This window comes from Halolamina pelagica (genome assembly GCF_900115675.1).
Lineage (GTDB): Archaea > Halobacteriota > Halobacteria > Halobacteriales > Haloferacaceae > Halolamina > Halolamina pelagica.
This window is the reverse complement of the sequence record NZ_FOXI01000004.1, coordinates 227,799-244,401: the sequence shown is the minus strand read 5'-3', so window position 1 is coordinate 244,401 and position 16,603 is coordinate 227,799. Positions and strand designations below refer to the sequence as shown.

Annotated in this window: 18 protein-coding genes and 1 tRNA gene; 5 read left to right on the top strand and 14 right to left on the bottom strand. The window is 68.1% G+C overall.

The window, feature by feature from the left end; translation table 11 throughout:
- Nucleotides 1-12: 12 nt before the first annotated feature.
- The gene (locus BMZ83_RS07745; RefSeq protein WP_074877337.1) at nucleotides 13-384 is read right to left on the bottom strand and encodes a Zn-ribbon domain-containing OB-fold protein; all 372 of its coding nucleotides are present in this window, start codon (nucleotides 382-384) and stop codon (nucleotides 13-15) included.
- Complete coding sequence (locus tag BMZ83_RS07740) at nucleotides 381-1,559, bottom strand: thiolase domain-containing protein (protein ID WP_074877334.1); 1,179 nt, start codon at nucleotides 1,557-1,559, stop codon at nucleotides 381-383. Before BMZ83_RS07740 ends, BMZ83_RS07745 begins: the two co-directional genes overlap by 4 nt.
- A 104-nt stretch (nucleotides 1,560-1,663) precedes the next feature.
- On the opposite strand from BMZ83_RS07740, the gene BMZ83_RS07735 reads away from it, so the two are divergent.
- Nucleotides 1,664-2,857, top strand: coding sequence for a pyridoxal-phosphate dependent enzyme (locus BMZ83_RS07735; RefSeq protein ID WP_074877330.1), 1,194 nt, complete (start codon nucleotides 1,664-1,666; stop codon nucleotides 2,855-2,857).
- A gap of 14 nt (nucleotides 2,858-2,871) precedes the next feature.
- Here the strand turns inward: BMZ83_RS07735 and BMZ83_RS07730 are convergent, their stop codons facing one another.
- Entirely contained in the window at nucleotides 2,872-3,174 is a 303-nt protein-coding gene (locus BMZ83_RS07730) for a hypothetical protein (protein WP_074877328.1), read from the bottom strand.
- A 149-nt stretch (nucleotides 3,175-3,323) separates the two neighbouring features.
- Here BMZ83_RS07730 and BMZ83_RS07725 point away from each other — a divergent pair, with 149 nt between their 5' ends.
- Nucleotides 3,324-4,316, top strand: a complete 993-nt coding sequence (locus tag BMZ83_RS07725) for an NAD-dependent epimerase/dehydratase family protein (RefSeq protein ID WP_074877326.1) — start codon at nucleotides 3,324-3,326, stop codon at nucleotides 4,314-4,316.
- Nucleotides 4,317-4,337: 21 nt separating this feature from the next.
- Here BMZ83_RS07725 and BMZ83_RS07720 read toward each other — a convergent pair whose 3' ends face one another.
- Nucleotides 4,338-5,033, bottom strand: a complete 696-nt coding sequence (locus BMZ83_RS07720) for an HD domain-containing protein (protein WP_074877324.1) — start codon at nucleotides 5,031-5,033, stop codon at nucleotides 4,338-4,340.
- A gap of 191 nt (nucleotides 5,034-5,224) precedes the next feature.
- On the opposite strand from BMZ83_RS07720, the gene BMZ83_RS07715 reads away from it, so the two are divergent.
- Complete coding sequence (locus tag BMZ83_RS07715) at nucleotides 5,225-5,977, top strand: alanyl-tRNA editing protein (RefSeq protein WP_074877322.1); 753 nt, start codon at nucleotides 5,225-5,227, stop codon at nucleotides 5,975-5,977.
- A gap of 88 nt (nucleotides 5,978-6,065) precedes the next feature.
- The gene (locus tag BMZ83_RS07710) at nucleotides 6,066-6,449 is read left to right on the top strand and encodes a DoxX family protein (RefSeq protein WP_074877320.1); all 384 of its coding nucleotides are present in this window, start codon (nucleotides 6,066-6,068) and stop codon (nucleotides 6,447-6,449) included.
- Between the two features lie 21 nt (nucleotides 6,450-6,470).
- On the opposite strand, the gene BMZ83_RS07705 is transcribed toward BMZ83_RS07710, so the two are convergent.
- The 7 genes from BMZ83_RS07705 to BMZ83_RS07675 form a co-directional block, all read right to left on the bottom strand.
- On the bottom strand, nucleotides 6,471-8,045 hold the full coding sequence (locus BMZ83_RS07705) for a sodium:solute symporter family protein (RefSeq protein WP_245748689.1): 1,575 nt from the start codon (nucleotides 8,043-8,045) through the stop codon (nucleotides 6,471-6,473).
- On the bottom strand, nucleotides 8,042-8,257 hold the full coding sequence (locus BMZ83_RS07700; RefSeq protein WP_074877318.1) for a DUF3311 domain-containing protein: 216 nt from the start codon (nucleotides 8,255-8,257) through the stop codon (nucleotides 8,042-8,044). The genes BMZ83_RS07705 and BMZ83_RS07700 overlap by 4 nt, the downstream gene beginning before the upstream one ends.
- 187 nt (nucleotides 8,258-8,444) lie before the next feature.
- The gene (locus BMZ83_RS07695) at nucleotides 8,445-9,434 is read right to left on the bottom strand and encodes a ring-cleaving dioxygenase (RefSeq protein WP_074877316.1); all 990 of its coding nucleotides are present in this window, start codon (nucleotides 9,432-9,434) and stop codon (nucleotides 8,445-8,447) included.
- 81 nt (nucleotides 9,435-9,515) lie between these two features.
- Nucleotides 9,516-9,618: transfer RNA gene (locus tag BMZ83_RS07690), tRNA-Gln, on the bottom strand.
- A 34-nt stretch (nucleotides 9,619-9,652) separates the two neighbouring features.
- Nucleotides 9,653-9,802, bottom strand: a complete 150-nt coding sequence (locus BMZ83_RS17205; RefSeq protein WP_241729483.1) for an HNH endonuclease signature motif containing protein — start codon at nucleotides 9,800-9,802, stop codon at nucleotides 9,653-9,655.
- A 684-nt stretch (nucleotides 9,803-10,486) separates the two neighbouring features.
- Nucleotides 10,487-10,921 carry a metal-dependent transcriptional regulator gene (locus BMZ83_RS07680; RefSeq protein WP_074877314.1) on the bottom strand — a complete coding sequence of 145 codons (435 nt, stop codon included), beginning with the start codon at nucleotides 10,919-10,921 and terminating at the stop codon, nucleotides 10,487-10,489.
- Complete coding sequence (locus BMZ83_RS07675; protein ID WP_074877468.1) at nucleotides 10,918-11,415, bottom strand: ferritin family protein; 498 nt, start codon at nucleotides 11,413-11,415, stop codon at nucleotides 10,918-10,920. The genes BMZ83_RS07680 and BMZ83_RS07675 overlap by 4 nt, the downstream gene beginning before the upstream one ends.
- Nucleotides 11,416-11,559: 144 nt before the next feature.
- Here BMZ83_RS07675 and BMZ83_RS07670 point away from each other — a divergent pair, with 144 nt between their 5' ends.
- Nucleotides 11,560-12,771, top strand: coding sequence for an MFS transporter (locus BMZ83_RS07670; protein WP_245748688.1), 1,212 nt, complete (start codon nucleotides 11,560-11,562; stop codon nucleotides 12,769-12,771).
- Nucleotides 12,772-12,801: 30 nt separating this feature from the next.
- Here the strand turns inward: BMZ83_RS07670 and sufD are convergent, their stop codons facing one another.
- The 3 genes from sufD to BMZ83_RS07655 are packed head-to-tail and all read right to left on the bottom strand — an operon-like array spanning nucleotide 12,802 to nucleotide 16,371.
- Nucleotides 12,802-14,016: a Fe-S cluster assembly protein SufD gene (gene sufD, locus BMZ83_RS07665; RefSeq protein ID WP_074877312.1), complete on the bottom strand. Its 1,215-nt coding sequence runs from the start codon at nucleotides 14,014-14,016 to the stop codon at nucleotides 12,802-12,804.
- On the bottom strand, nucleotides 14,016-15,446 hold the full coding sequence (gene sufB / locus BMZ83_RS07660; protein WP_074877309.1) for a Fe-S cluster assembly protein SufB: 1,431 nt from the start codon (nucleotides 15,444-15,446) through the stop codon (nucleotides 14,016-14,018). The genes sufD and sufB overlap by 1 nt, the downstream gene beginning before the upstream one ends.
- A gap of 4 nt (nucleotides 15,447-15,450) precedes the next feature.
- A complete protein-coding gene (locus BMZ83_RS07655; protein WP_074877308.1) occupies nucleotides 15,451-16,371 on the bottom strand; it encodes an ABC transporter ATP-binding protein in 921 nt (306 codons plus the stop codon).
- Nucleotides 16,372-16,603: the final 232 nt, after the last annotated feature.

Here is a 16,603-nt window from a genome sequence, read left to right as displayed (position 1 = left end):
ACGGGACTCCTTTTAGACCGGGCGCAGCACCAGCACGTCGTCGCCGGTCGTCTCGCTCGCGCCCACGGAGGGTTCGACAGCGTCGCCGATCTCGACCGTTCCGGGCTCGGCGTCGACGACGCCCGTCAGCCGGACGGCGCCGAAGTCGGCGACGACGGTGTCGTAGGGCGCGTCCGCCTCGAACGACGGCGCCGGGACGTGGACGGTCGTGACCGCCGCGACGGTTCCCGTCTCGGGCAGGGACTCCTCGGCGAACTCGGTCGAGCCACAGTCCGGGCAGACCCGCCGCGGCGGCAGGTGGCCGTGGCCGTTCTCGCAGGCGAGGTAGTAGCCGTCGTCGGCGACGAAGGCGTGGAGCCACTCGTCGAAGCCGGCGTCACTCATTCTGCCACCTCCAGCACGTGGACGACTGCAGACGCGACCGTGCCACCCGCGTTGTGGGTCACGCCGACCTCGGCGTCCGGCACCTCGTCGCTGTTGGGGTGGTCACCCCTGAGCAGTCGCGTCATCTCCGCGATCTGTGAGCCGCCGGTCGCGCCGACGGGGTGGCCCTTCGCCTTCAGGCCCCCCGAGAGGTTGACGGGGAGTTCGCCGTCGGCCCGGGTCTCGCCGCGCCGGGCCGCGCCGAGGCCCTCGCCGGGCTCGTAGAAGCCGAGGGACTCGATCGCGAGCACCTCGGCGATCGTGAAGCAGTCGTGGACCTCCGCCACGTCCACGTCGGCGGCGTCGATGCCCGCGTCGTCGTAGGCCATCGCCGCGGCGTCGTCGGCCGCGGGCGTCCGGGCGAGGTACTCGCGGTCCTGCAGCGCCATCCGGTCGGTCCCCTGTCCGGTACCGACGACCGCCACGTCCGCGGAGAGGTCGTGGTCGGCCGCGTACTCCTCGCTCACGAGGACGACCGCCGAGGCCCCGTCGGTGACCGGACAGCAGTCGAACAGTCCCAGCGGCTCCGCGACCGGCGGGGCGTCGAGCGCCTGTTCGACGGAGATCTCGCGCTGGTACTGCGCGTACTCGTTGGGGAGCGCGTTGTCGTGGTTCTTCGACGCGACGTTCGCGAGGTCGGTTTTCAGGGTCTCCTCGTCCACGTCGAACGCCTCTGCGTAGGCCGTCGCCATCAGCGCGTACGCGCCGGGGAAGGTGACCCCGGCGCGGATCTCGAACAGCTCGTCGGCGGCGATCGCGAGCGCCTCGGTCGTCTCCGGGGTGTCGTTGTTGGTCATCCGCTCCATCCCGCCGGCGAGCACGACGTCGGCCTCGCCCGAGCGGACGGCCCGGACCGCCTCGCGGACCGCGACGCCGGCCGACGCGCAGGCCTCCTCGTAGCGCGTCGCCGGACAGTCGAGGCCCGCGGCCTCGGCCAGCAGCGGCGCCGTGTGGCCCTGCCCCTCCAGCAGCGAGCCGGCGAAGTTGCCGACGTTCAACTGTTCGACGTCGTCGAGCGGGACGCCGGCGTCGTCCCGCGCGTTCAGCGCCGCCTCGGCGAACAGGTCGCGGCCGGTCCGTTCGGGGTGCGAGCCGAAGTGGGTGAGCCCCACGCCGGCCACGCGCACGCCATTCATGTGTGTGAATTAACGGTGTTCGGCTAAAGGCCTGCCGGAGTCGACGAGCGCGGAGTCGTCGGCATTCCGGCAGGCCCTTCCCGGACCGGTTCCAGGGTCGACGCATGTTCAGCGACGCGTTCGTCGGACTCGTCTGCACCGACTGCGGCGCCAGCCTCGCCGCCGATGACGCCGAGCCGGCGGCCATCGCCGGCGCCGGCCCGTGCCCGGACTGCGGCGCGCCACGCCGGCCGGAGTACGACCTCGACGGCGTCGACCCCGACGCGGTGCGCGCGGGCCCGCGAGCCTGGGATCGCGACACGGTACTCCCCTTCGAGGCCGACTCGGCGCTCTCGGCCGCCGAGGGCGGGACCCCGAGCGTCGACGCCCCCCGCCTCGCCGACGAACTCGGCCTCGGTGGGGTCGCGATCAAAGACGAGGCGCGCAACCCGACCGGTTCCGTGCTCGACCGCGGGCTCGCCGTCGCGGTGACCGCGGCCGACGCGTCCGGCGCGGAGCTCGTCGCCTGCGCCTCGCCGGGCAACGCCGGCCAGTCGATGGCGGCCTACGCCGGCCAGGTTGACCTGCGCTCCTACGCGTTCGTCCCGACGCGCTCGCCGTTCTCGAACAAGGCGATGGTGAACGTCCACGGCGGCGAGATGAAGGTCGTCCCCGGCCGGCTCGGCGACGCCGTCAACGCGCTCACCGAGGAGCTCCAGTCCGACTACGTCGACCTGGGCGCGTTCGCCTCGCCGTTCCGCCACGACGGGCTGAAGACGGTCGCCTACGAACTCCTCGCGGATCGGGACTGGGACGCGCCGGACGCCGTCGTCCTCCCCGCGGGCACGGGCGAACTCGTCGTCGGCGTCGTCGACGGCCTCCGGGAGTGCGTGGAACTGGGGCTGATCGACGACCTGCCGCCGGTGTACGCCGTCCAGGCCGACGGCTGTGCGCCCATCGCGGCTGCGTGGCAGGCCGGCCGGGACGACACCGAGCCGTGGGAGACGCCGGACACGATCGTCGGCGAACTCGAAGTCGCGGACCCGCCGGGCGGCCCGCTGGCGCTGGCCGCGATCCGAGAGACCGGCGGCGAGGCGCTGACCGTCGAGGACCCCGACGCGCTGGAGAGTGCGGTCGCGGTGGCCTCGACCGAGACGGTCGAGGTGGGACTGGCCGGCGGCGTCGCCGCGGCGGGCCTGTGGGCGCTCGCCGAGGATGGCACACTGGGAAGTGAGGACGAGGCGGTGGTCCTGAACACCGAGGCGGCGACGAAGGCGCCGGACGTGCTCCGGAGCCACCTGATGGGCCAGGGCGTCTGAACAGTTGGCCGGCGTCAGGCCTGGAGGTCCCAGTCGGCGTCCGATATCTCGACGCGGGCGGCCTCCTCGCCGTCGGCGAGCGCGCGGAAGGCGAACGTGTGGCCGTTCCGTTCGAGTTGGACGTCGATGCTGCCCGCCTCGACCGTGAACTCCTCCTCGATTCGGTCCGGTCGGTCGTCCTCGCGCTCGGAGTGGACGCCGTAATCGCCGTAGCTGAACTGCGTGGTCGTCTCGATGAACCCGTCCTCGTCGAGGACGTCGGCGTCGACGCCGTCGTGGCTGCTCGTCTCGCGGACGACGAGCGTGTAGGTGGTCATCGCTCTGTTGTTTGATGGCACGTGCCATGAAAATAGCGGCGGTTGTCGTCGTCCGAAAGCGAACGGGGACGGCGTGCGTGTCGAACCGGTCGAACGAACGGATGCCCGGCTTCCGGGACGCTTTCCCCTTCGCCCACGAACGCCCGGCCATGTCCGACAGCGCGCTCGTCGTCGGCGGCACCCGGTTCGTCGGCCGCCACACCGTCGAGGAACTGCTCGATCACGACTACCACGTCACCATCTTCAACCGCGGCAACCACGACAACCCCTTCGCGGACCGCGAGGGCGTCGACCACGTCGAGGGCGACCGCCGGGACGAGACCGACCTGAAGGCCGCCAAACTGTCGGTCGAACCCGACATCGTCATCGACTGCGTGGCCTACTACCCCGCGGACGTGGCGATCGCGACCGACGTGTTCGCGGACGTGGACGGCTACGTCTACATCTCCTCCGGCGACGCCTACGGCGAGGAGGAGATCCCCAAACGTGAGGAGGAGACGCCGATGCGGCCCTGCACCGAGGAGCAGGCCGTCGACGACTCCGGCGAGACCTACGGCAACCGCAAGGCCGAGGGCGACCGGAAGGTCGTCGAGGCCGCCGAGGACGGCGTCAACGCGATGTCCGTCCGGCCCTGCATCATCTACGGCCCCCACGACTACACAGAGCGGATGGACTACTGGCTCGATCGCGTGGACAACTACGACCGCGTGGTCGTCCCGGGCGACGGACAGAACCTCTGGCACCGCGCGTACGTCGAGGACGTCGCCAGCGCGCTCCGCATCGTCGCCGAGGAGGGTGAGCCGGGCGAGTTCTACAACGTCGGCGACCGGCGCGCGGTCACCATCGACGAGATGCTGGACCTGATGGCCGACGCGATGGACACCGAGGTCGAGGCTGTCCACGCGGGCGAGCGCGAACTCGGCGCGGCCGGCCTCTCGCCCGAGGACTTCGTCCTCTACCGGGACTACCCGCACCTGCTGGACACGAACAAACTGGCCGACCTCGGCTGGGCGTCGACGCCGCTCGACGAGGCGATGGCCCGGACCGTCGCGGAGCACCGCGAATCCGACCGCGACGGCGCGGAGTACGACCCCGGCCGCGAGAACGAGGAGGCGGTGCTCTCGGTGCTCGATACGCTCTGAAACCGCCGGCGTCTCGACGGCTCAGAACTCCGTCGACCGGCTCTCCTCGCTGATACCGGCGACCTCCTCCTCCAGCCACTCCCGGAACCACTTCACGCGCTTGAGCCGCTGGTGGCCGATCGACTCGGCGGTGTCGCTCTGGACGCGCTCGCAGTGTTCCTTCCCGCGTTCGAGCACGCGGTCGACCATCTCCGCGGCGTCCATGTGGGTGCGGGCCTCGTACCCCATCCGGAGCAGCATGAGGACCGTCCCGTTGGCGCCGACCTTGTCCAGCACGTCGCCCTCGATCAGGCACTGCGTCTCGAGGGACACGTCCGAGAGCGGCCCCTGGTAGGAGTGGTCGGCGACGACGCCACAGACCTCGTCGACGAACGAGTCCGGGAAGTCCCCCCGGCTCTGGAGGTACTCGCGGGCGACGCGGGCCCCGGCGTCGGCGTGGCGGTCCTGTTCGGCCTCGAGTTTGGACACGTCGTGGAACACGGCGGCCACGCGGACGACGTGGACGTTCGCGCCCTCCGCCTCCGCGATGCGGGTCGCGATCTCGACGACGTTCCGGATGTGGTTGAACCGGTAGTCCGCGGAGTGCCACGGGTACCAGCGCATCCGGCCGCCGTCGTCCTCGCTCTCGACGCTCGCGGCGAGGTAGTCGTGGACGAACTCCTCCATCGCGGCGAACTCCTCGGCGGAGACCGGCGCGTCCCTTATCTCGACGCCCATGGTCCCCCTCCAGGTCCGGTTGTACAGCGTGCGTAGTTCATTATCGGAAGGGAGGACCGTTCCGCTCTTAGTCGTTGCGGGACCGGGAAACTGGCGGTCTCGGCTCGTCGTCGGCCGATCGACCGGATCGGTCGCCCCGCAACCTTGCTGCGGACCGAACCGTTAGGTGCGTCGGGGCGCACCCCAGCCGTATGACCGAGCAGCGCTATCTCGAGGACTCTACCGTCCGGGAGTTCGAGGCGACCGTCGAGCGGACCGTCGGCGACGACCGCGTCGTACTGGACCGCACCCACTTCTACCCCGAGGGCGGCGGCCAGCCCGCCGATCACGGCACCATCACCGACCCCGACGGCCGCGCCTGGAACGTCGTCGACGTACAGAAACACGACGGGATCCACCACTACCTCGAACCCGGGGCGGGCGTCGACGAGGACGAACTCCCCGAGGCCGGGTCGACGGTCACCGGCGAACTCGACTGGGAGCGACGGTCCAGCCACATGCGCTACCACACGGCCCAGCACCTGCTGTCGGCGCTGCTGCTCGAGGAGTACGACGCGGAGACGACCGGCAACCAGGTCCGCGCACACAAGGCGACGCTCGACTGCGCCTACGAGCGCTTCCACGACGACGAACTCCAGCACGTCGAGGACCGGATGAACGAACTGGTCGAGCAGGGCCGGTCCGTGGAGTGGTACGTGCTGGATCGCGAGACCGCGGAGGACGAACTCGACCCCGAGCGAACGCGCCTCTCGCTGCTGCCGGACTCGATCACGGAGATCCGGATCGTCGAGATCGGCGGCGCGCCGGACAGTTCGGAGCCGTTCGACCGCACCGCCTGCGCGGGTACGCACGTCTCGAACACCGAGGAGATCGGCGCGGTGACGGTCACCGGTCGGGAGACGAAGGGCAGCAAGGAGGAGCGGATCACGTTCGAGCTCGACTGATCCCTGCGAATTCGGCCGATCAGCGCACGTGCGCGGCGTCGCCGACGCCGCAGTCACGCTTTTGGTCGTCGCCCGGAAACTGTCACGCATGACGGACGACGACCGTTCACTCTCGCGACTCGGCCGCGTCGCGCTCGGCCTCGGACTCGCGCTGCAAGCCACCGAGGACTTCCGGGACATGGAGGACACCGTCGAGTACGCCGAGTCCGCCGGCGTGCCGATGCCCGAGACGCTCGCCCCACTCGCGTCGGGGTCGATGGTCGCCGCGGGGCTGGGGATCGCGCTCTGGCGGCTCCCGCGGCTCGCGACCGCCGCGGCGGCGACGTTCCTCGCGGTGGTGACGACGACGATGCACGACTTCTGGAACGCGGAGGAGGGGGACGGGAGCGGCGACCGACTCGCCTTCTTCGGGAACCTCGCGATGTTCGGCGGCGTGCTGGTGTTCCTGCGGGAAGCGTGGCAGCGAGAGTGAAACGAGGACCGGTCGGCGGCGTCAGTCGTCGGTCGGGCCCTGCAGCACCGACGGCTGCTCGGCGACCGAGGGATCGGTGATCACCGAGACGCCCACGACCAGCACGAGCCCGACGACCATCCCGACCACCGACGACGACCAGCCCGCGAAGCTCTCCATCACGCCGGGGACGACGATCCCCCAGACGGTCATCGTCTCGCCCGCCGCCGGCGTGAACGTCGTGACCATGTAGAACAGTTGGCTGCCGAGGATCGCCGCGAGCATCCCCGACAGCGTGGTCCGCGACCAGTAGAGCGCGACGATCACGGGGGGTGCCAGCTGTGCGAACCCGCCGAAGGCGGTGTCGCCGATCACGAACAGCGACGGCGGGTTGAACAGGCTGGCGACGAACGCCAGCGTCGCGAAGACGGCGACGCCGACGCGGGCGATCAGGTCCTCGCGGCGCTCGCTGGCGTCGGCGTTGACGAACGGGCGGTAGAGGTCCCGGGTGAAGTACGACGACCCCGAGAGCAGCATCGAGTCCGAGGAGGACATCATCGCCGCCATCGCGCCGGCGACGACCAGCGCCGCGAACCACGTCGGCGTGTACTCCGCGAGCAGGCCGGGGAGGATGTTGCCGCTCTCGGGCATCGGGACGCCGAGGCCGGCCGCCCACGCGCCGAGCATGAACGCCGGGACGAACAGCAGGAGCACGACGACTGGCCACAGCGCCATCGTGCGCTTCAGGACCGTCTCGGAGTCGGCGACGAAGAAGCGCTGATTGACCTGCGGGAACATCGCGACGCCGAAGGCGATGCCGATGGCCTGTGAGAGCATCCACGGCAGCGAGTAGGCGCCGCCGCCGAACAGCGACGGCGACGCCGACCCGTCACCGAGCGAGAGGAACCCGGGGTTCGTCGACGCCACCGCGTCGGTCGCGGCGCCGATGCCGCCCACGGCGGAGAGCACCCAGACGAACGCCGCCCAGACCATCGTGAGCATGAACAGGCCCTGGAGGGTGTCGGTCCAGGCCACCCCACGCATCCCCGAGAGCACGACGTAGACGATCATGAACACGGTGATCAGGCCCGCGCCGGCCCAGTAGGGGACGGCGCCGTTGGTCAGCGCCGAGAGCGCGCCGCCGGCGCCGACCTGCTGGAGCATCACGTACGGGAACAGCCAGAACAGCGAGACGAGCGCGACCGTGGCTCGGAGTACCGGCGAGCCGAACCGGTCGCCCAGCATCTCGCCCAGCGTCACGTAGCCGTGCTCGCGGCCGACGAGCCACTGCTTGTAGCCGACGACGTACCAGAGCACGCCGAAGATGATCCCGTCCATCAGCCCCATGACGAGGATCCACTCCGGGCCGAGACCGTAGGCGATGTTCGGCCCGGCGAAGAACGTGAACGCCGACAGGAGCGTGGCGAACGTCGTGAAGAGCAGGACGACCGTCCCCAGCGTCCGCGAGGCGAGGTAGTAGTCCTCCGCGGTGCGGTCGGTCAGTCGGTAGGCGACCAGCCCGACCCCCAGCGCGAGCAGGAGGTAGGCGACGACGATGCCGATCTGGATCGTCACCGCCGACTGGAGCGCGCCAGTCGCCGCGGGCGAGGGGATCACGCCGACCACCCCCCCATCCAGACGCCCCAGCCACGCTGGGTGAACACGGCGAAGACGATCGACGCCAGCACCATCCAGCCGATGTGCCACCAGAGCCACACCGGGAAGCCGGCGACGACGGTCGAATCGTTCCAGAGGAACCACGGGATCGAGAGCGCCGCCAGCAGGAGGAACGCGGCGCCCCACGCCACCGATGCAGTACGGGTCGGCATTGTGGAGGCGAATTCTCATCTGTTCGTGATAATAGTACCGGAACGGCGAACATCGGAGTATCTTGAAGAAAAATTTGCTTCAACTCCAGCCATCGGTGAGTAGCTGCCACCAGAAACCCCACGGCCGTCGGTTGGCGTCGCCGCCGCTGGCGGAAGACAGCTAGCGGGGGAGAACGGGGGCAGCAGCTCAGTCGTCCGCTTCGGCGCGCTCGCTACGGGGGATCGTCACGTCCGGGAGGTTCGCCTCGATCTCCTCGCGGTGGTCCCCGAACTGGCCGGGGAGCACCAGTCGGCCGCCGAGGTCGTCGAGCGGTTCGTCGCTGTCGTAGCCGGGGCCGTTGGTGGCGAGTTCGAACAGGACGCCGGCGTGCTCGCGGAAGTAGACCGACCGGAACCAGTGGCGGTCGATCTGCTGGGTGGGGTTGAGCCCGCGCGAGCGGACGGCCTTGCGCATGGCGTCCTGGTCCGCGTCGGTCGGCGTCTGGAACGCGACGTGGTGGACGGTCCCGTGGCCGTTGCGCCCGCCCTGCACCGTCGGCAGCACGTCGACGTACGTCCCGACCGGGCCGGCCGCGGCGAAGCGCGTCCGCTCGTCGCCCGGCGTGTCGCCCTCTGCCTGCTCGGTGCCGACGCGTTCGAGCCCCATCGTCTCCAGCAGTTCCTGGGTCGGTTCGGGGTCCTCGAGCCAGAGCGTTATCGAGTGGAACCCGCGAATCGCCGCCGACTCCGGGACGAACTCCGTCCACGGCACCGTGGGGTCGTCATCGCCGATCTCGGTGGCGACCAGTTCGACGGGGAGCCCGTCGGGGTCGCGGAACGGCAGGACCTGCTCGCCGAAGCGGTCGACGCGCTCGTCGTAGTCGACGCCGTACTCCTCGAAGCGCTCCTCCCAGTAGTCGAGGCTCCCTTCCGGGACGCGGAACGCGGTGCGGGCGACCTGTCCGGAGCCGACCTTCCCCTGGGGCAGATCCTCCCACGGGAAGAACGTCATGCTCGTTCCGGGGGTCCCTTCGGCGTCGGCGAAGAAGAAGTGGTACGTGCTCGGGTCGTCCTGATTGATGGAGCGCTTGACGAGCCGGAGCCCGAGCGTCTCGACCCAGAACTCGAGGTTCCGCTGCGGGTCGCCGGCGACGCAGGTGACGTGGTGGATGCCCGGTGTGGGCGTTGAGTCAGCCATACATGCAGTAGGCGCTGGAGAAACTTGAGTGCGCGCTGACGCGAGTGTTACTGGGAATCGCTAACAGTGGCGGAGAAGTTATAGTTCCGGGCGGATTCGAACCGCCGTCATGGGCTTTCTCTCGTGTCAGATTGAACTGAACACGTCCAAAGGCCCATATGATTGGCCACTACACCACGGAACTGTACTTGTGATTTGAGTCGGCGAATACAAGAGCATTATCGTTCGCCGGACACATTTGGTGTCGGGATGGAACCGCTTTCGACTTTTCGGTGACAGCTACGGCAGAGTGTCACGACGTTTTCCAGCCGATGTGCGTCTTGTGGGTTATCGAACTCGCGGACGGGACAGATATGGTGAACATCCAACTTCTGTCCGTTCTATTCGCGGGTTGTACTGCACACTTGGCATTCGTGATTGTCCCGTTCCCGGGCATTGCTTCTCACGTCCCACCAATCACCTGTGTACGAGGATTCACCCTCCTTCCACTGGTGGTGTTGCTCTCCGACGACGTTCTCCGATAGCCAGTCACCGAGACACTCACGGGAACAGAACCGACCGTGACCTCTTTCCAATTTCGATTGCAACACGTTCATGGTCTCACTACACTGGTCGCACACCTTTTCCACTCGTTCTGCATTCTTTGTGTACGAATCTCCAAGGAATTCGTCACTATCGGCGACACACTCCGGACAGTAGACGCCCTTCTTATCGGATGGATAGTACTTGAACGAGGAGCCACACCGCTCGCAGTCGGTAGTCTCCTCCGCACCCTTCCAGTTCCCGTTATGTTCGCCAGCATTTGGGCTACACCCGTCACAGAACTTCCGCCGTGACTTCGGATCGTAGAACCACGTTCCACACCCCTTGCACTGCCTGTTCGGTAGGGTAACACCGTGAACCCGCGTGTGATGCATTCGGATTCCCTGCTCCGTATCGAGTTCTTGTCCACACGTCGGACACTCCATCCGGGAGGGTATATTGATCTCTTACGTGATAAATATCTGTAGCCAGTTAGAGGAAATTCAGGTCGGTCGCGTCCTCTCCTCGTCTCAGTCTGCCCCGGACTCACACGTCCCCGCGAGGTAGCAACACGCGTCGGCCTCGGCGTCGAAGCAGTCGGGACACTCGTCGGCCCGGTCGATGATGGTGTCGAGCCGCTCCGCGACGGTCTCGTCGATCACCGGCTCGAGCTGCTGGGCCTCGTCGCGGAACTCCTCGACGCCGAGGACGTTCGCGAGGAAGCGCTCGAGGATGCAGTACGTCTGGAGCGCGTTCTCCGCACGGGTGATCCCCTCCTCGGTGAGCGAGACCCCCTTGTACTTCTCGTGTTCGGCGAGCCCGCGCTCCTCCAGCTTCCCGATCATCTCGTTGGCGCTGGCGGGACTCACGTCGAGCGAGTCGGCGACACGCCCCGTCGCCGCCGGGCCGTCGTCCATCCGTTGGACCAGATAGATCGCTTTCAGGTACTGGTTGGCCGTGTTCATTCGCGAGCCTCCATGATCCGGGTGACTTCCTCGACCCCCTCCGCCTCCTCGTCGCGGATCTCCGTCAGCACCTCGAGCACGCGATCGCGTTCGAGCGAGAACGCCGCGTCGCTCGCCTCGATGGCGTCGATGAGGTCGTCGTAGAACTTGTAGGCCGTCTCCTCGTTGCAGAGCTGGTCGTAGAGCACGCCGTCGAAGTCCTCGGGCTTGGTGCGCCCGTAGCGGGCCTCGACGAGCGTCTCGACGCTCTCGAAGGGGATCGACTCGGCGTCGAGTTCGTCGACCAACTCCTCCAGCCGTTCGCGGTGGCGGGCCGACTCCGTCGCGGCTTCCTCCAGCAGCGCCTCCACGTCGGCCTCGAGGTCGCGATCCTCCTCGGCGAGGCTCTGGTAGTGTCGGTACGCGCGTGCCTCGACGACCTCCTCGAGTACGACCCCGATCTGGAGCAGGCGGGCGAGCTGGTGGTCGGAGTCGACCCGCTGGTCGACGCTCACCGCGACCACCGCCAGTCGGCGACCGGTACCGTGCTCATCAGTGCCGACTCCGAGAGGGAGGGACTTAAGCCCGGCCCTTCAGCGGGTGGTTCGGCCTCGACCGAACCCGGAAGTCGGAAGCCCCCGCAACCCGAACCCCCCCGTGTGTCTTCCCGCGACCGGACCGCACTCGCACTCGTCGTCTGGGCGGTGATGCTCTCCCAGACGCTGCTGTACCCGGGCGTGGATCGGCTCGTGGCCGCGATGGGCTTCGGCAGCGGCAACTACCTCGACGCCAGTACGTGGTTCCTCGCCGCCGAGTTCGCCGCGTTCGCACTGGCCGCGGGGGTGTGGGGCGCCGCGAGCGACACCGCGGAGCGTCGCATCCCGTTCGTCGCCGCCGGGGCGGTGCTGGGCGCACTCGGCTACGGCGTCCTCGCGCTGCTCGGACCGACCGAGCCGGCGTTCTGGCTCGTGCTCGTCGTCCGCTTCCTGCAGGGCGCCGCCACCGTCGGCGCGTTCTCGCTGGCGATGTCGATGCTCGCCGACCTCGGCGAGGGGAACGGCCGGAACATGGGCGCCGCCGGCATCGCGATCGGGATCGGCACGGCGCTCGGTGCGCCGATCGGCGGCCAGCTCTACGCGATCGGCCCGTTCGTGCCCCTGTGGACCGGGGCAGTGCTGCTGACGCTCGTCGGCGCCGCGACGCTGCTCGTCGCCGACCGCGCTCCGGAGGGCGACCACGAGGGCGTGCGCGAGGCGCTCGGCGCGCTCCGTCGGACGCCATCGCTCGCGGTGCCGTTCGCCTTCGGCTTCGCCGACCGCATGACCGCCGGCTTCTTCGCGCTGGTCGGGACCGTCTACTTCCGGACGGCGTTCGACCTCTCGCCCGCGGAGACGGGGATCACGCTCGCGCTGTTTTTCGCCCCCTTCGGCCTGCTCCAGTACCCCTTCGGCCGACTCTCGGACCGGTTCGGCCGCACGGCCCCCATCGTCGCCGGGTCGGCGTTCTACGGGGTGGTCGTGCTCGGGATCGGCACCGCGGAGTCGACGTTCCCGGTCCGGAGCGACGCGCTGCTGGCGGTCCAGTTCGGGATGGTCGCCGTCGGCGTCCTCGGCGCGCTGATGGCGCCGGCGACGATGGCGCTGGTCGTCGACCTCGCGCCCGGCGACGAGCGGGGCGTCGCCCTCGGCGGGTTCAACATCGCCGGGAGTCTGGGCTTTCTCACGGGCGTCGTCGGCGGGGGCCTGATCGCCGACGACTTCGGCTACCCCGCCGCGTTCGGCTTCGCCGGCGGCGCGGAGATACTGCTGGCGCTGGTGGCGATCCCGGCGTTTCTCAGGCTCCAGATCAGCCGCGAAAAGATGTTCAGTTAGTCGGCGCGAAAACGGACGGCGGGAGCCGCCTCAGTCGAGGCGTTCGTGGACGAGGTCCTGCACGTCGTCGCGGAACTCCTCGACGGCGATCTCCTCGAGCACCGGTACGAAGAAGCCCTCGACGAGCATGTTCCGGGCCTGCCGCGGGCTGATCCCGCGGGAGTTCATGTAGAACAGGTCCTGCTGGTCGACCTGTCCGACCGTCGCGGAGTGGCTGGCCTCGGTGTCGTGGTTCTTGATGATCAGCTTCGGCGAGGCGTCGGCCTCGCTGTCGTCGCTCAGCATCAGGGTGTTCTCGCGCTGGTAGGAGGAGGTGTCCCAGGCGTCGCGGCCGACGTCCTGGACGCCCTCGTACACCGAGCGCGCGGTGTCGTCGAGCACGCCGCGGGTCACGAGGTCCGCGGTCGTGTGCTCGGCGTTGTGCCAGACGCGGGCGTTCACGTCGAAGTGCTGGTCCTCGTGCCCGAAGAACGCGCCGACGATCTGGGATTCGCTGCCCTCGCCGTCGAGTTCCGTCTCGACGTCGGATCGCGTGATCTGGGTGCCGAAGTTGCCCTCGATCCAGTCGACCGTGGCGTCATCCGCGGCCACGCCGTGTTTGAGCGTGTAGCAGTAGGCGTCCTCGGAGAGGTTCTGCAGCGACCCGAACTGGACGTTCGAGTTCTTGCCCGCGGCGACCTCGACGAGGTTGCTGAAGTAGCGCCCCTCGTCGTCCGCGGTCGGCCCCTCGTCGCCGATCGCTTCGAGGATCGTGACGGACGCGCTCTCCTCGGTCACCACGAGCGTATGGCTGAACAGGGAGTCCGAGCGCATCTCGGTCCGGATCTTCACGTCCTCGGCGTCGACGCCCTCGGGGACGTAGATCAGCGTGCCCGTCGTGAACAGCGCCGCCGACAGCGCGGTGAGGTAGTTGCTCTGCGGGTCGAGCGTGGCACCGAACTCCTCGCGGAGCAGGTCCTCGTGCTCGTCGAGCGCGGTCTCGAAGTCGAGGACTTCGACGCCCTCGGCGGTGACCCGCTCGGTCTCGTCGGACTGGTTCAGCGGGTCGACCAGCTGCTCGAAGGAGAGGTCGGTGAGGTTCGTCCACCGACGGCCGGGCGTCTGGATGACGTCCGGCAGGTCGAGGTCGTCGAGCGCGGAGAGCGCGTCGAGGCGCCGCTCCAGCAGCCATTCGGGCTCGTCCCGGGTCGCCGAGAGGTCGCGGACGACCTCCTCGGAGAGGCCCTGTTTGAGTGTCGCGCTCATTATCCGAGGCTTCCCTCCATCTCCAGCTCCACCAGTCGGTTCAGCTCCACGGCGTACTCGATGGGGAGCTCCTCCGTGATCGGCTCGATGAAGCCCGAGACGATCATCTGCTTGGCGTCGTCGTCGTCGAGGCCACGGGTCTGGAGGTAGAAGATGTCCTCGTCGCCGATCTTCCCCACCGTCGCCTCGTGGGCCACGTCGACCTTCGACTCGTTGATCTCCATGTACGGCATCGTGTCGGAGGTCGACTCGTTGTCGAACATCAGCGCGTCACACTCGACGGCCGTCGAGGAGTTCTCGGCGCCGTCGGCGATGTGGACGAGGCCGCGGTAGTTGGTGCGGCCGCCGTCCTTGCTGATGGACTTCGACTCGATGGTGGACTTCGTGTCCGGCGCGTTGTGGTACACCTTCGCGCCGGTGTCGATGTCCTGTCCCTCGCCCGCGAAGGCGATGGTGATGTGGTTGTCCGACGCCCCACGCCCCTTCAGCACCGTCGAGGGGTAGAGCATCGTCGCCTTCGAGCCCATCGAGCCCGAGATCCACTCCATGCGACCCTCCTGCTCGACGAGGGCGCGCTTGGTGTTGAGGTTGTACGTGTTCTTCGACCAGTTCTGCACGGTCGAGTACTGCACGTGAGCGTTCTCGCCGACGTACACCTCGACGCCGCCGGAGTGGAGGTTGAACGCGGAGTACTTCGGGGCGGAACAGCCCTCGATGTAGTGGACCTCCGAGCCCTCCTCGGCGATGATGAGCGTGTGCTCGAACTGGCCCATCCCCTCGGAGTTCATCCGGAAGTACGCCTGGACGGGCATGTCGACCGTCACGTCCTCGGGGACGTAGACGAACGAGCCGCCCGACCAGATGGCGCCGTGCAGCGCCGCGAACTTGTTGTCGCTCGGGGGGACACAGTCGGTCATGAAGTGCTCCTTGACGAGCTCCGGATGCTCCTGGACCGCCTGGTCCATGTTCATGAACACGACGCCCTTGTCCTCCCAGCGCTCGCGCATGTTCTGGTAGACGACCTCGGACTCGTACTGGGCGCCGACGCCCGAGAGCGCGTTCTTCTCCGCCTCGGGGATGCCCAGCTTGTCGAACGTGTCCTTGATGTCGTCCGGGAGATCCGTCCAGTCTTCGACGCCGCCACGGGTGTCGATGTCCGGTCGGATGTACGGGACGATCTCGTCGATCTCGACCTCGGAGAGGTCGGGCTGGCCCGGCCAGTCGGTCGGCATCGGCATCGCCTGGAACTGCTTGAGCGCGCGCAGGCGGCGCTCGCGCATCCAGTCGGGCTCGTCCTTGTCGTCGGAGATCGCGTGGATCGTGTCCTCGGTCAGCCCTTTCTCCGCCGCGTAGGCGGCCTCGGAGTCCTTCTTGAAGTCGAAGCGCTCCTCGGTGTCGGTCTGTTGTAGGTGGTCCTGGTCTGAACTCATGGGTTTAAGCCGTCTCGTAAACCTGCTCGCGCACCCAGTCGTACCCCTTCTCCTCGAGCTTCTTCGCGAGTTCGGCGTCGCCGTCCATGACGACCTCGCCGTCGAGCATCACGTGGACCCGGTCGGGCTCCACGTAGTCGAGGATCCGCTGGTAGTGGGTGATCTGCAGGACGCCGGTGCCCTGCTCGTCGCGCAGTCGTTCGATGCCCTGTGCAACGTCGCTGAGGCGGTCGATGTCGAGCCCGGAGTCGATCTCGTCGAGCACGGCAATGCTGGGCTCGAGGATCGCGGCCTGCAGCACCTCGTTCTGCTTCTTCTCGCCGCCGGAGAAGCCGGCGTTGAGGTACCGCTGGGCGAAGGACTCGTCCATGTCCAGCAGCTCCATCTTCTCGCTCAGGATCTGCTGGAACTCGGCGACGCCGATGTCGCCGTCGTCCGCGGGCCCCTCCATCGGGGAGGTCTCGTAGCCCTCGTCGTCGTCCTCCTCCTCCTCGGCGTCCGCTTCGTCCTCGTCCTCGAAGAGCTCCTCGCGCTCCTCGAGTTTGGCGTTGAGCGCCTGCCGGAGGAAGTTGGTCATGGTGACCCCCTCGATCTCGGCCGGGTACTGGAAGGCGAGGAAGATGCCCAGGGCGGCCCGCTCGTTGGGTTCGAGTCCGAGCAGGTCCCAGTGGTAGTGTTCCTCGTCGAGGTCCTCGTCGACGTCCGCGAGGTCCTCGTCGTCGAGGTGGAGCGTGATCTCGCCCTCGGTCACCTCGTAGGCCGGGTGGCCCGCGATGACCTTGGCGGTCGTGGACTTGCCCGAGCCGTTCGGGCCCATCAGGGCGTGGATCTCCCCGGAGTTGACCTCCAGGTCGACCCCGCGCAGGATTCGCTCTCCGTTCTCGGCGACTTCCGCGTGTAGGTTATTGATTTCGAGTGTAGCCATTCGTAGCCTCGTGGGAGCACATGGGGTTGTCACACCCATGAACGTTACGCATCACCCCCCGATAGATTTCGAACTTAGAAAGATTCTTTTCTGAATCGTGAAACCGGGGGAGGTGTCCGGGTCGCCCCGTTTCCCGGGGCTCGTAGTTCGAACGTCAACTTTTCCCGGATCGGAGCGGAGTAGAGGTCGAATCCGTTCCGGGGATACCCGAAAGGGGTTTCCCGGTTCGGAC

Coding starts and splice junctions, on each gene's coding strand:
- BMZ83_RS07695 (WP_074877316.1), bottom strand. CDS start 9,434: ATGGCTGACTCAACGCCCACACCGGGCATCCACCACGTCACCTGCGTC.
- BMZ83_RS07715 (WP_074877322.1), top strand. CDS start 5,225: ATGACCGAGCAGCGCTATCTCGAGGACTCTACCGTCCGGGAGTTCGAG.
- BMZ83_RS07720 (WP_074877324.1), bottom strand. CDS start 5,033: ATGGGCGTCGAGATAAGGGACGCGCCGGTCTCCGCCGAGGAGTTCGCC.
- BMZ83_RS07680 (WP_074877314.1), bottom strand. CDS start 10,921: ATGAACACGGCCAACCAGTACCTGAAAGCGATCTATCTGGTCCAACGG.
- BMZ83_RS07700 (WP_074877318.1), bottom strand. CDS start 8,257: ATGCCGACCCGTACTGCATCGGTGGCGTGGGGCGCCGCGTTCCTCCTG.
- BMZ83_RS07740 (WP_074877334.1), bottom strand. CDS start 1,559: ATGAATGGCGTGCGCGTGGCCGGCGTGGGGCTCACCCACTTCGGCTCG.
- BMZ83_RS07735 (WP_074877330.1), top strand. CDS start 1,664: ATGTTCAGCGACGCGTTCGTCGGACTCGTCTGCACCGACTGCGGCGCC.
- BMZ83_RS07710 (WP_074877320.1), top strand. CDS start 6,066: ATGACGGACGACGACCGTTCACTCTCGCGACTCGGCCGCGTCGCGCTC.
- sufD (WP_074877312.1), bottom strand. CDS start 14,016: ATGAGCGCGACACTCAAACAGGGCCTCTCCGAGGAGGTCGTCCGCGAC.
- BMZ83_RS07730 (WP_074877328.1), bottom strand. CDS start 3,174: ATGACCACCTACACGCTCGTCGTCCGCGAGACGAGCAGCCACGACGGC.
- BMZ83_RS07725 (WP_074877326.1), top strand. CDS start 3,324: ATGTCCGACAGCGCGCTCGTCGTCGGCGGCACCCGGTTCGTCGGCCGC.
- BMZ83_RS07655 (WP_074877308.1), bottom strand. CDS start 16,371: ATGGCTACACTCGAAATCAATAACCTACACGCGGAAGTCGCCGAGAAC.
- sufB (WP_074877309.1), bottom strand. CDS start 15,446: ATGAGTTCAGACCAGGACCACCTACAACAGACCGACACCGAGGAGCGC.
- BMZ83_RS07745 (WP_074877337.1), bottom strand. CDS start 384: ATGAGTGACGCCGGCTTCGACGAGTGGCTCCACGCCTTCGTCGCCGAC.